Annotated in this window: 8 protein-coding genes and 2 pseudogenes; all 10 read left to right on the top strand. The window is 70.4% G+C overall.

What is annotated here, in order from left to right:
• A pseudogene (locus ACFY1E_RS47800) lies at positions 1 to 336 on the top strand (aldo/keto reductase); the annotation flags it as partial.
• Positions 327 to 1,037, top strand: a complete 711-nt coding sequence (locus ACFY1E_RS47795) for a FadR/GntR family transcriptional regulator (protein WP_389088895.1) — start codon at positions 327 to 329, stop codon at positions 1,035 to 1,037. The pseudogene ACFY1E_RS47800 and the gene ACFY1E_RS47795, both read left to right, overlap by 10 nt.
• A 272-nt stretch (positions 1,038 to 1,309) precedes the next feature.
• Entirely contained in the window at positions 1,310 to 2,107 is a 798-nt protein-coding gene (locus ACFY1E_RS47790) for a FadR/GntR family transcriptional regulator (RefSeq protein WP_389088892.1), read from the top strand.
• 796 nt (positions 2,108 to 2,903) lie between these two features.
• Complete coding sequence (locus ACFY1E_RS47785) at positions 2,904 to 4,391, top strand: acyl-CoA carboxylase subunit beta (RefSeq protein ID WP_389088889.1); 1,488 nt, start codon at positions 2,904 to 2,906, stop codon at positions 4,389 to 4,391.
• A gap of 76 nt (positions 4,392 to 4,467) precedes the next feature.
• A complete protein-coding gene (locus ACFY1E_RS47780; protein WP_389088887.1) occupies positions 4,468 to 4,692 on the top strand; it encodes a DUF5988 family protein in 225 nt (74 codons plus the stop codon).
• Positions 4,689 to 4,850: a hypothetical protein gene (locus tag ACFY1E_RS47775; RefSeq protein WP_389088884.1), complete on the top strand. Its 162-nt coding sequence runs from the start codon at positions 4,689 to 4,691 to the stop codon at positions 4,848 to 4,850. The genes ACFY1E_RS47780 and ACFY1E_RS47775 overlap by 4 nt, the downstream gene beginning before the upstream one ends.
• Positions 4,851 to 5,302: 452 nt before the next feature.
• Positions 5,303 to 5,599 carry an acyl carrier protein gene (locus ACFY1E_RS47770; RefSeq protein ID WP_389088882.1) on the top strand — a complete coding sequence of 99 codons (297 nt, stop codon included), beginning with the start codon at positions 5,303 to 5,305 and terminating at the stop codon, positions 5,597 to 5,599.
• Positions 5,592 to 6,704, top strand: coding sequence for an acyl-CoA dehydrogenase family protein (locus ACFY1E_RS47765; protein ID WP_389088879.1), 1,113 nt, complete (start codon positions 5,592 to 5,594; stop codon positions 6,702 to 6,704). The genes ACFY1E_RS47770 and ACFY1E_RS47765 overlap by 8 nt, the downstream gene beginning before the upstream one ends.
• A 44-nt stretch (positions 6,705 to 6,748) precedes the next feature.
• Positions 6,749 to 7,825, top strand: a complete 1,077-nt coding sequence (locus tag ACFY1E_RS47760) for an HAD-IIIC family phosphatase (protein ID WP_389088877.1) — start codon at positions 6,749 to 6,751, stop codon at positions 7,823 to 7,825.
• A gap of 197 nt (positions 7,826 to 8,022) precedes the next feature.
• Positions 8,023 to 12,700 (top strand): annotated as a pseudogene (locus ACFY1E_RS47755) (beta-ketoacyl synthase N-terminal-like domain-containing protein); the annotation flags it as partial.

Here is a 12,700-nt window from a genome sequence, read left to right as displayed (position 1 = left end):
TCCGGCCTGCTCTCCCAGAACCGCCCCGCCGAGGGCATGAAATACGACTACCAGGACGCCCCACCCGCTCTGGTCGCCCGCGCCCAGGCGATCGCCGACGTCTGCGAGGCGCACGGCACCACCCTGCCCGCCGCCGCCATCGCCTTCCCCCACACCCATCCCAGTATCATCAACGTCACCCTCGGCATGCGGACCGCGGAACAGGTCGGACGAAACGTGCAACTCCATGATCAGCGCGTCCCGGACGCCCTCTGGGACGAACTCCGCACTCAGGGGCTGATCAGGTCGGACGTGCTCGCGGGGCGCGATGGCGGGAGGGATGTGCGATGTCTCTGACGGACAAGGCCATCGAGCAGATCCGGGAACTGATCCGCACCGGCGCGCTGCCGCCGGGCTCGAAGCTCCCACCGGAGCCGGACCTGGCCGCCCAGCTGGGGCTGTCCCGCAACCTCGCCCGCGAAGCGGTCAAGGCACTGGCCGTCGCCCGCGTCCTGGAGGTCCGGCGCGGGGACGGCACGTATGTGACCAGCCTGCAGCCGAGCCTGCTCCTGGAGGGGCTCGGCGGCGCGGTGGAACTGCTGCAGGGCGACTCGGTCGCCCTGCAGGACCTCATGGAGGTACGGCGGCTCCTCGAACCGCTCGCCACGGCCCTTGCCGCCACCCGGATCTCCGACGACCAACTGGCCGAGGTCAAGCGGCACTTGGACGCGATGCGGGAGGCCCGCGACGACGTCGAGCAGCTCAACGCCCACGACGCAGCCTTCCACCGCGCCGTCGTCTCGGCCACGGGCAACGAAACCCTCCTCACCCTTCTGGAAGGGATCTCCGGCCGCACCCTGCGCGCCCGCATCTGGCGCGGTCTGGTCGACGACAAGGCCGCGGGCCGCACCCTCGCCGAGCACGAGGCGATCTTCAACGCCCTGGCCACCCGCGACGCCGCCCTCAGCCAGGCCGCCGCCCTGCTGCACGTGAGCAACACCGAGCAGTGGCTGAGGGAACATCTACGCTCGGGCCAACCTCTCCGAAAGATCTCCTAGTCGAGGTCTTCTCGAACAGGTTCGCCACGCAAAAATAAGTCGCCTTATCGGGTTCAGGTCATTGGTATGTCGAGCTTCTCCTGTGCCAATCGACGGCTTGTGCGGGGTGATCGGAGAAGGCCCACTGCCGGTAGGCGGTTTTTGCCGGATGCTGCGCGAGGTGCGGCCCGGTGCCGTGTGGCAGAATGAGTACGACTCATATTGATCTGAGGTAGGATGCCGTTTCGCAGCGCTCAGCCGCTGTCTCGGCGGTCACCTTGGAGGCAGAACCGATGAACGACACGCCCGCGACCGAAGCGGCCTTGCCGGAGCAGGCCGCTCCTGCCGCGCCACCGGCGGCGAACGGTGCGGGCGAACAGCGCGAATACCGCCCCGGTTATGAGATCGTGGCGGAGCAGATCCTCGAGTTCATCGCCGAAGCGCGCCTGGAGGCGGGCGACCGGCTCCCCACCGAGAACGACCTGGCCCAGACGCTGAACACCAGCAGGGCGGTGGTGCGGGAGGCCGTGAAGATCCTCTCCGCGCTGGGCCGGGTGCGGGCCCACAAGGGGCGAGGGCTGTTCGTCGCGGACGACGAGGGCATGCTCATCACCAGCCGATGGGGAGGGTTCTTCCGACCCGTCGACCTCGACCACGTCCTGATGCTGTTCGAGTTCCGCAGGGTCCAGGAGATGTCCGCGAGCAGTCTGGCGGCCACCCGTGCCACGCCGGCCGAACTGCGCACCATCGAGATCGCCATGCAGCAGTGCCGCCATGGGTTCGAGCACGATCAGGTGGAGGTCTTCAACCAGGCGGACGAGGACTTCCACGGGGCCGTCGCGGCTGCCTCGCACAATACGTTCTTGGTCAGTGCCGTGCGTGACGCCCGGCGTCTGCAGCGGCAGTCCAGCGCCATCGGTATCCACGACGCCTTCAGCTCGGGCACCCGGCTCGCGGTCGAGGAGCACGAGGCGATCTACCGGGCCATCCGCGACGGCCGCCCCGACGAGGCGGCCGAGGCCACGGCGGTCCACCTCGACAGAACGCTGGAGGACTACCGGCGGGAGATCCAACGGCGCCTGTTCGGGTGACCGGCGAAAGGCCTGCTTCACCGCTCCCCGGGTGTTTCCCGAGCCGGCCACGATGATCGCGTCGCGCGGCAGCACGGAGCACCGCGCGCCGAGCGGGCGCCGGGAGGTGCAGGGAAAAGCGGTCGCAGTCGCGGCGGCCGGGGAGGTTCTCCTCCCAGTCCTGCTGGAGACCGGCAAGATCCGCGAGGTGCGCGGAGCGGTCGACACCCTTCGAGGGAAGCGAGTCGACGTTGGCTGCCCCGGCGCGCTGCGCGTCCGCTAAGACGCCCGCAGATCTGCCACCGCTCGGCGAGCGCGAGCACCTGGTCGGACACCTCGGACGTGATCGCTCCCCACGCGCGGTGCCCGCGATTTCCTGGGCGTGAAACACCTCCCGAAGGAAGCCCGCATGAAATCCCGGTGGCGCTGTCCCTTGTCCTCCGGTTCCAGAAACATGAGGGTGGTCGAGGTGTTCAACTGTGTCCTTGGCCTCGGTGGTGCGTTGTTACGATCCCATTCGAGATGTTGGACGAGGCGCCCGGCTATGGAGAGTTGGGGACGAGTGTTGGTCAAGTGACCGGTTCGACGGGATACCCGGATACGGATTCACGGCGCCGGTCCACGGTGGGGAAGAGTTTCTCCTCCATGTGAACGACCTTCTCATTTCCGAGTCAGAGGACCAGTGAACCTGGCGCCCGGCCTTTCCCTTTTCAATGACCTGTGGAGCCATCGGTGATGTCCTGACCGTCCGGGCTGAGGCTCGGCAGGTTCACCGATCTCGTGAATGAGCCAGTCACCCCACGAGAAGGGGATTGCCATGACGGAGCTGCCCACGTCTGCCCCACCAGGGCCTGCGGGCGCCTGGGGACAGCCGAACAGTCGCGAGACCCTCGCCGAGGAGAACCCCCGCGATCCTCTGATCCGACTGGCGAGACTGTTGGACGAGGGAACCGTCAGCGTCGTGCACGACAGCGACGTGATCAGTACGGCGGTGGCGCTCGGCCGGGTTCATGGCGTGGAGGTCGTCGCGTTCTGTACGGACGCGCGGGTGATGGGCGGAGCCGTCGGGTTCGACGAGTGTTGCCGCATCGCGGATGCCATCGACTTCGCTCTTCAGGAGAATCGCCCGGTCATCGGCTTGTGGCACTCCGGCGGCGCCAAACTTGCCGACGGGATACAGGCGATGGACGGAATCGGGCGGATCTTCGCGGCGACGGTCCGTGCCTCCGGCCGGATCCCTCAGATCTCCGTGGTCCTCGGCGCGGCCGCCGGTGGAGCCGCGTACGGACCCGCGCTCACAGACGTGGTGATCATGGCGCCGGCCGGCCGTGTCTTCGTGACCGGCCCGAACGTGGTGCGCAGCGTGACCGGTGAACAGATCGACATGGAAGGGCTGGGCGGGCCGGAAGCACATTTCCGGAAATCCGGAGTGGCCCATGTCGTGGCCGAGTCCGAGCAGGACGCCTACGCACGTGCCCGGCGCATCACCGCACTGCTCGCCGTCCCCGGGAAGGCGGACCCTGACGCAGTGGGCCCGGCCAGGGACCTCCGGGCGCTGTTGCCCGCCTCGCCTCGGCGGGCCTACGACGTGCACCCGTTGGTGACCGCGCTGCTCGACGCCGACCCCGCACATCCCCGCGGCGACAGCGGTTCCTTCGAGGAGTTCCAGGCGGCGTGGTCGCCCAACATGGTGACCGGTCTCGGCCGACTGGCCGGCCAGACGGTGGGCGTCGTGGCGAACAACCCCTTACGCAAGGGCGGTTGTCTGGATTCACAGAGCGCGGAGAAAGCCGCACGATTCGTGCGGCTGTGCGACTCCATGGGGGTGCCGCTGCTTTCCCTGATCGATGTGCCCGGATATCTTCCGGGCGTCGCTCAGGAGTGGGGCGGCGTCGTCAGGCGTGGGGCAAAACTGCTGTACGCCTTCGCAGAAGCGGTGGTCCCGCGTGTCTCCGTCGTCACTCGCAAGTCCTACGGGGGCGCCTACATCGCCATGAACTCGCGTTCCCTGGGCGCCACCAAGGTCTTCGCATGGCCCGATGCCGAAGTCGCCGTGATGGGTGCCGAGTCAGCCGTGGGCATCCTGCACAGAAAGGCGCTCGCCGCCGCACCGGAGGCGGAACGCGAAGCGCTTCGCGTACGACTCATCGACGAACAGAAACGACTTGCCGGCGGTGTCGAGCGCGGGCTCGCAATCGGGGTGATTGACGAAATCATCGACCCGTCGCGGACCCGGGCGGCGGTGGCGGAGGTCTTCGCCGCCGCGGCCTGCCGACGCGGAGCGCACGGCAACATTCCGCTGTGAGAGCCCGAGCGAAAGCCGGCACCGCAATGTTCGCAGCAAGTGCTGGAAACGTACATTCCAGAGGGTGAGGATACTCATGGACGAAAAGAGCGCCCCCAACGCGTTTCTCCGTGGCGGCTCGCGCACGCTGCTCCCCGACGAGGAACGTTTGCACTACCTGCCGAATCTCGAGGTGGACAGGGTGAAGGTGCTGTGCGGCAATTGCTATGAGCACTTCGAGGCCAGTTCCGAGACGACTCTCATCGACGATCGTGAACTGAAAGTCTTTGTGTGGGCCCGCCGCACATTTCTGGCGGAGTGAGGGGCACATCGCAAGCGGGCTGGAACGCCTCCGCCGGGGACGGCCTGTCCTCGGCGATCGTCTCCCTTCACGACACCACGGCACGCTGCGAGTTGGGCTTCCCCCAGCGCCGGCCGACCGTGTTCAACTGCCTCGTCACCGCCGTTGAGCGCCACTGACGAGTGGATCTTTCCTGAAGGCCGCCGGGGAGTTCCCCGACCGGCAACGTGACCTCCACGCCGCCGTCCGCGCCCGGACCGAGCCACAGCCCTCGAAGAAGGCACCCGCCGGCTCCTGCCCACCGGGCGCGTCCGGCGTTGACGCGTGGTCGGACCCGGCCCGGGCGGGTGCTCAACCTGTCGGCTTCAGGTCAGAGGCCGACCGTCCTACGATCACCATGTTTCCTCAGCCGACGGCGCACCGTCCGTCGGCAGGCGTCTCCCAGCAGGGCCCCCGCGGCGACCGGCTCCCGGCTCGTCGGCACTGTTCCCTGCGCTCGCGGCTCGGCAACGGTGCCCTGCTGTGCGGAGTGTCGCCGTACGCGCGGTCCGGTGCTCCACGGGGTGAAGGTGGAGCACGCGCCCGAAGCCGCACATCAGGCCAGGGCTTTCACGACTACGGAGGGTGTCTGATGACCGTTGAGCAAAACCCCGAGGCCGGAGCGATCGGCGCGCCAGACATCGAGAAAGCGCTGCTGGCCTTCCTGGACGGCCACATCAAGACGTCGGTGGCCCCGGACCAGGACCTGTTCGGCTCCGGTCTGGTCACCTCGATGTTCGCCATGCAACTGGTGGTTCACCTCGAGGAGACCTACGACATCGCGATCGTCGGGCCCGAACTGAAGCTCGACAACTTCCGCACCGTGCAGCGGATGACGGAGCTGGTGCTCAGGCTGCGTGAGCAAGAGGGCGTGACCCAGGGTGCCTGACACGCTGTCGGAGCAGTTCGCCCTGGTCGACGGGCTGGTCGGCGACCAACCCGAGGCCTGGGACGTGGCGGGTGAACTGCCGCGTGAACTCCTCGCCAAGCTGGGCGCGGCAGGCATCCTGTGCGCGGAGGTACCCGCCTCCTTCGGGGGCCTGGGCCTCAGCTGCGGCGCCAACGGGGCGTTGACCGCGCACGTGGGCAGTCACTGCAGTTCCCTGCGCAGCATCATGACCTCGCAGGGGATCGCAGCCGCGACGATCCGGCGCTTCGGCGACAAGAGTCAGCGTTCCCGCTTCCTCGGCGAGCTGACCGGCGGGCATCTGGCCGCGGTCGCGTTCAGCGAGCCCGGAGCGGGCAGCGACCTCTCGGCCATGCGGACCAGCGTCCTCTGCGAGGGCGATTCGGTCGTGGTGACCGGAGAGAAGAAGTGGACCACCGGCGCCCGGTACGCCGACATGCTGGTCGTCTTCGGACTGGACGAGCACGGTCTCGGCGCGGCCGTCGTCGTCCCGGTCGACACACCCGGGGTCCACCTGGAGCTGGTCGCCAACCCGCTCGGCTGCCGGGCCGCCGGTCACACGAATGTGCGCCTCGACGCGGTGCGGGTGCCCGCCTCGCACCTGCTCGGCGGCGGCGGCCAGGCGCTGGGCATGCTGTTCACCACCGCCCTGTCGTACGGTCGGATGTCGGTCGCATGGGGCTGCGTGGGGATCATCCGAGCCTGTCTCGACGCCGCGACCCGGCACGCCGCGACCCGTACCCAGGGTGGGGTGCCGCTCTCCGACCGGCAGCTGATCTCCCGTCACCTGGCCGATCTGCTGGTCGCCGAACAGGTTTCGACACAGGTCTGCGAGCACGCCGCCCGCGCCTGGACGGCCGGCTCCCCGGACCAGGCCGTGGCCGCCGTGCTGGCGAAGCATGTCAGCGCCGGCCATGCCGCGCGCAGTGCCGCGACGGCAGTGCAGGTACTCGCCTCGGCCGGCTCGCAGGACGGCCACGTGGTCGCCCGCGCCTACCGGGACGCGAAGCTGATGGAGATCATCGAGGGCAGCAACGAGATCTGCCAGCTCATCCTGGCCGAGCACGCGCTGTCCCTGACCCGGTAACCGTCACCGCAGGGCAAAACCCACGCAAGCCGCAGGAGGATCCTGTGTCCGACAAGCCGACTCTGGTGAAGTGCCTGGTCTGGGACCTGGACAACACCCTTTGGCAAGGCACGCTGCTGGAAGACCCCGAGGTCGAACTGTTCGAGCAGACCCGCGATGTGATCGCGGCGCTCGACTCCCGCGGGATCCTGCAGTCGATATCCAGCAAGAACGACCACGATCTGGCCTGGGAGCGGCTGGAAAAGCTCGGCCTGACCGAATACTTCCTGCATCCCCAGATCAACTGGGGCCGCAAGTCCGACTCGGTGGTCGAGATCGCCAAGCAGCTGAACTTCGCGCTCGGGGCCGTCGCCTTCATCGACGACCAGCCCGCCGAGCGCGCCGAGGTCCAGTTCCGCGCACCCGAGGTGCGCTGCTACACCGCCGAGCAGCTGACCGAACTGCTGGAACTGCCGGAGTTCAGCCCGGCGGTGGTGACCGAGGACGCCCGACGGCGCCGGGAGATGTACCAGGCCGGCTTCCGCCGCGACGCCGAGAAGGAGTCGTTCAACGGTCCCGACGAGGAGTTCCTGCGCTCGCTCGACCTGGTCATGACCGTCAAGCGGGCGGACGGCGAGGACCTGTCCCGGGTGGAGGAACTCACCCTGCGCACCAGCCAGATGAACGCCACCGGGGTGCACTACTCCGACGAGACCCTGCGCGGTCTGCTGACGGACCCACAGCACGAGGTGCTGACGGTCAGCCTGACCGACCGCTTCGGTCCGCACGGCGCGGTCGGCGTGATCCTGCTCGAATACGGGGAGGCGGTCTGGCGGCTCAAGCTGCTGGCCACCTCCTGCCGGGTGGTGACCTTCGGTGCCGGGGCCGTGCTGCTCAACTGGCTGGTGGGCCAGGCGGCGCGCAACGGCGTGCACCTGGCGGCGGACTTCCGCCGTACCAATCGCAACCGGATGATGGACATCGCCTACCGGTTCGCCGGGTTCACCGAGGAGCCCTGCGCGTGCCTGGCGGGCCAGGCCGAGACCGGGGCCGACGGCATCCAGGTGCTGCACCTGGCCGCCGAACGCCGCGAGGACCCCACGACCATGACCGTGACCGCGCCCGAGCTCGGCGCCGTCTGACGACCGGCGCCGCGCCGCCGAGGCACTTCGGTGACCCGGCTGCGCGGACGCAGGGCCGGTCGTACGTACCCGTGAACCAACTCAGCATTGTGCTCTGCTGCGCTCTCGCACACGCGCGCCGGTCGGTGGCGTGTGCCGATTGTCGTGCCGTGCACTGAGCCCAGATTCGTGTGCAGGGAAATCCAGGGGAGCGCCAGATGAGCGAGTCCGAGAACGCGGCCGTGTCGGAGCCGTTGAGCGAGGCCGCCAGGCCCGAAGCGCGGCCGGCCGCCGAGCCGCTGGCCGTCGTCGGCATGGCGTGCCGCTACCCCGGCGGGGTCGGGTCCCCCGAGGACCTGTGGCGGATCGTCACCGACGAGCGCGACGTGATCTCACCCTTTCCGGAGGACCGCGGCTGGGACGTCGCAGCGCTTCACGACCCGGACCCGGACGCGCCCGGCCGCAGCTATGTGAACCGCGGCGGGTTCCTCGACGACGCTGCGGATTTCGACGCCGCGTTCTTCAGCATCTCCCCGCGCGAGGCCGTCTCCATGGACCCGCAGCAGCGCCTGCTGCTGGAGGTCTCCTGGGAGGCGCTGGAGCGCGCCGGCATCGACCCGGCCGGTTTGCAGGGCAGCCGCACCGGCGTGTTCATCGGCGCGGAGGCACGGGAGTACGGCCCGCGGCTGTCCGACGCGCCCGACGGCATCGAGGGCTACCTGCTCACCGGTACGTCGAGCAGCGTCGCCTCCGGGCGCATCGCGTACACGTTGGGCCTGCGCGGCCCGGCGGTCACGGTCGACACCTCGGCGTCGAGCTCGCTGGTCGCCCTGCATCTGGCGGCGCAGGCACTGCGCCGGGACGAGTGTTCGATGGCCGTGGTCGGCGGCGCCTCGGTGATGTCGACTCCCGGCAACTTCATCGCCTTCAGCCGTCTCAAGGGCCTGGCCCCGGACGGCCGTTGCAAGGCCTTCTCCGCGGACGCCGACGGCACCGTCTGGTCCGAGGGCGTCGGCGTGCTGCTGATCGAGCGCCTGTCGGACGCCGAGCGCAACGGCCATCGGATCCTCGCCCTCATCCGCGGTACGGCGGCCAACTCGGACGGCGCCAGCAACGGCCTGACCGCGCCCGACGAGCGGGCCCAGCAGGCCGTGATCCACGCGGCACTGGCCGACGCGGGGCTCGAACCCGGCGAGATCGACGTGGTGGAGGCGCACGGCACCGGCACCCCGCTCGGCGACCGGGCCGAGGCCCGGGCACTGATCGCCGGATACGGCGGCACCCGACCGGCCGGGCACCCGCTGCACATCGGCTCGGTCAAGTCGAACATCGGCCACACCCAGGCCGCGGCCGGCGTGGCCGGAGTCATCAAGACCGTCATGGCCCTGCGCCACGGCGTCATGCCCAGGACGCTGCACATCGACCGGCCCACCGCCGAAGTCGACTGGACCGGCGCCGCGGTACACCCACTGACCGAGGCCCGGCCCTGGCCGGATCTGGACCGGCCGCGGCGCGCCGGAGTCTCCTCCTTCGGCATCAGCGGCACCAACGTGCACGCCATCCTCGAACAGGTTCCCGAGACGACCGGGCCGGACGACGGCGACCGGGCCGCGGCGCCGGCCGATGAACCGACCGCGTGGCTGCTCTCCGGCCGCACCGCCGCCGGCCTGGCCGAGCAGGCGGATCGGCTCGCCGCACACCTCGACCGGCACCCCGGACTCGACCCGGCCGCCGTCGCCTGGTCCCTGGCGACCACCCGGTCGACGTTCGAGCACCGTGCCGCCATCACCGGCACCGGCCGGGACGAGTTGCTGGCCGGACTTGCCGCACTGGCCGAGGGCAGCCCGGCGGCCGGTCTGGTCACCGCGTCGGCGGGTCCGGCCGGCCGGGGCAAGACCGCCTTCGTCTTTCCCGGCCAAGGCGGTCAGTGGCTCGGCATGGGCCGCGAACTGGCCGCCGCGTCACCGGTCTTCGCCGCGCGACTGGCCGAGTGCGCCGCGGCATTGGACCCGTATGTCGACTGGTCGCTCGACGAGGTGCTCGCCGGAGCCCCGGGCGCGCCCGAGCTGGAGTCGGCCGCCGTGGTCCAGCCCGCGCTGTGGGCCGTCATGGTCAGCCTGGCCGCGGTCTGGGAGAGCGCGGGGGTGGTCCCCGACTTCGTCGTCGGACACAGCCAGGGCGAGATCGCCGCGGCCGCCGTGGCGGGAATCCTCTCGCTGTCCGACGCCGCCCGCACGGTCGCGCTGCGCAGCCGCGCACTCGGTGCGGTGGCCGGTGCCGGCGGGATGCTCTCCGTCGCCGCCCCCGCCGCGCTGGTGCGGGACCTGCTCGGCCGGCACGGCAGCGCGCTCAGCGTCGCCGTCGTCAACGGCCCGAACGCCACGGTCGTCTCCGGCGACCTCGCCGCGCTCCGAACGTTCGCCGAGGCGTGCGCCGACGAGGGACTGCGCACCCGGACCGTCGCCATCGACTACGCCTCGCACAGCCCGCAGATCGAGCGCATCCGGAGCGAGCTGACGGAGCGGCTGGCCGGGATCACCCCACGCACCGGCCGGATACCGATGGTCTCGTCGATGAGCGGGCAGATCCTGACCGGCCCCGAACTCGACGCGGAGTACTGGTACGCCAGTGAGCGGGAGACGGTCGAGTTCGACGCCGCGATCCGGGTGCTCGCCGACGCCGGCTGCCAGGTCTTCGTCGAGGCTTCGCCACACCCGCTGCTGGTGGGCATGGTCGGCGAGATCTTCGAGGACCTCGCGCGCTCCCGCCCCGAGGACGAGCCCGCCCCCGCCGCCCCGATCGTGACCGGCACACTGCGGCGCGGCGAGGGCGGTCCGCTGCGGGTCCTGCGGTCCTTCGCCGAGGCCCACTGCGGTGGCGTCGAGATCTCCTGGCCGACGGTGCTGCGCGCCACCCCCGTGGTCGAACTGCCCACGTACGCGTTCCAGCGCACCCGCTACTGGCTCGACGGCACCGGCACGCTGCTCAACGCCACCGGACAGGTCGTCGCGGCCCCGTCGACCCGCACCAGGACGCCGGCCGGCTCCGCAGTGCTGCGCGAGCGACTTGCCGGTCTGTCGGGGACCGAATCCACCGCGCTGCTGACGGACCTCGTCCAGGCGCACGTGGCCGCGTCTCTCGGTCACGCCTCCGGCGACGAGATCGATCCCCGGAACACGTTCAAGGAGATCGGCTTCGATTCGCTGACCGCCGTGGACCTGCGCAACCGGCTCGTCGCTGCCACCGGGCTCGCCCTGCCGGTCAGCCTGGTCTACGACTGCCCGACCCCCGAGACGCTGGTCCGGTCGGTCAAGGCCCAGCTTCTCGGCGAGGAGCCCGAGACCGACCTCCCCGCCCCACGCCGGACCAGGGGCGCGGACGACGACCCGATCGCGATCGTCGCAATGGCCTGCCGGGTGCCCGGCGGTGTCACCGGACCCGAGGCCTTCTGGGACCTGCTCAAGGACGGAACCGACGCCACCACGCAACTCCCCACCAACCGAGGCTGGGACCTGGCGCAGCTCTACGACCCCGACCCCGAGCACCCCGGCACCCACTACTGCTCGCGGGGCGGCTTCATCCACGACGCGGGCGACTTCGACGCCGCGTTCTTCGGCATCTCGCCCCGCGAGGCCACCGCCATGGACCCGCAGCAGCAAGTGCTGCTGGAACTCGCGTGGGAGACCCTCGAACGGGCGGGCCTCGACCCGACCGGGCTGCGCGGCTCGGACACAGGGGTGTTCGTAGGCGCCACCCATTCCGGCTACGGCAGCGCTCTGCCCCACGCCTACGAGGGGCACCTCCAGACCGGCATCGCCAACAGCGTCGCCTCGGGCCGGGTGGCGTACACCCTCGGGCTCGAGGGCCCGGCCGTCTCGGTCGACACGGCGTGCTCCTCGTCGCTGGTCTCCCTGCACCTGGCGGTGCAGGCCCTCCAGGCGGGGGAGTGCTCGCTCGCTCTGGCCGGCGGCGTGTGGATCTTCGGCGACCTCGCCTGGGCGGTCTACTTCAGCCGGCAGCGCGGCGTCAGCCCCGACGGCCGCTCGAAGGCGTTCTCGGCAGGGGCGAACGGATTCGCCATGGCCGAAGGCGCCGGCATGCTGCTGGTCGAGCGGCTCTCGGACGCCCGGCGCAACGGACACCCGGTGCTCGCGGTGGTGCGCGGCAGCGCGATGAACCAGGACGGCGCGAGCAACGGGATGACCGCGCCGAACGGCGTGGCGCAGCAGAAGGTGATCCGCGCCGCGCTGGCCAAGGCCGGCCTGTCCCCGAGCGACGTGGACGCGGTGGAGGCGCACGGCACCGGCACCCCGCTCGGCGACCCGATCGAGGCGGGTGCGCTGATCGAGGCCTACGGGAAGGACCGGCCCGAGGACCGGCCGCTGTGGCTCGGCTCGGTGAAGTCGAACATCGGGCACACGAACTGGGCCGCGGGCGTCGTGGGCGTGATCAAGATGGTCCTGGCGATGCGGAACGGACGACTGCCCCGTACCTTGCACGCCGACGAGCCGACACCGCACGTGGACTGGTCCGCCGGGAACGTCCGCCTGCTTCAGGAGGCGATCGACTGGCCGGAGACGGGCCGGCCGCGCCGGGCGGGGGTCTCGTCCTTCGGCATCAGCGGGACGAACGCGCATGTGCTGTTGGAGCAGGCGCCGGAGTTGCCGGAGCCCGGGGTGAGTACGGCTGTTGGGCTGCCGGTGGTGGCGTGGCCGTTGTCGGGTCGTTCGCCTGCGGGGTTGGCGGGGCAGGCGGGGCGGCTCAGGGAGTGGGTGAGCGCCCGGCCGGAGCTGGGGATCGCTGATGTGGGGTGGTCGTTGGGTTGTTCGCGTGCGGTGTTGGAGGAGCGCGCGGTGGTGGTGGGCGCGGATGTGGATGAGTTGGTGTCGGGTCTGG

It is taken from the genome of Streptomyces sp. NPDC001604, from assembly GCF_042893475.1.
Taxonomy (GTDB): Bacteria; Actinomycetota; Actinomycetes; order Streptomycetales; family Streptomycetaceae; genus Streptomyces.
This window is presented reverse-complemented; position numbering and strand designations above follow the sequence as displayed.

Excerpts from the sequence above, each read along its gene's own strand:
- ACFY1E_RS47795 (WP_389088895.1), top strand. The coding sequence starts at position 327 with ATGTCTCTGACGGACAAGGCCATCGAGCAGATCCGGGAACTGATCCGC.
- ACFY1E_RS47790 (WP_389088892.1), top strand. The coding sequence starts at position 1,310 with ATGAACGACACGCCCGCGACCGAAGCGGCCTTGCCGGAGCAGGCCGCT.
- ACFY1E_RS47785 (WP_389088889.1), top strand. The coding sequence starts at position 2,904 with ATGACGGAGCTGCCCACGTCTGCCCCACCAGGGCCTGCGGGCGCCTGG.
- ACFY1E_RS47780 (WP_389088887.1), top strand. The coding sequence starts at position 4,468 with ATGGACGAAAAGAGCGCCCCCAACGCGTTTCTCCGTGGCGGCTCGCGC.
- ACFY1E_RS47770 (WP_389088882.1), top strand. The coding sequence starts at position 5,303 with ATGACCGTTGAGCAAAACCCCGAGGCCGGAGCGATCGGCGCGCCAGAC.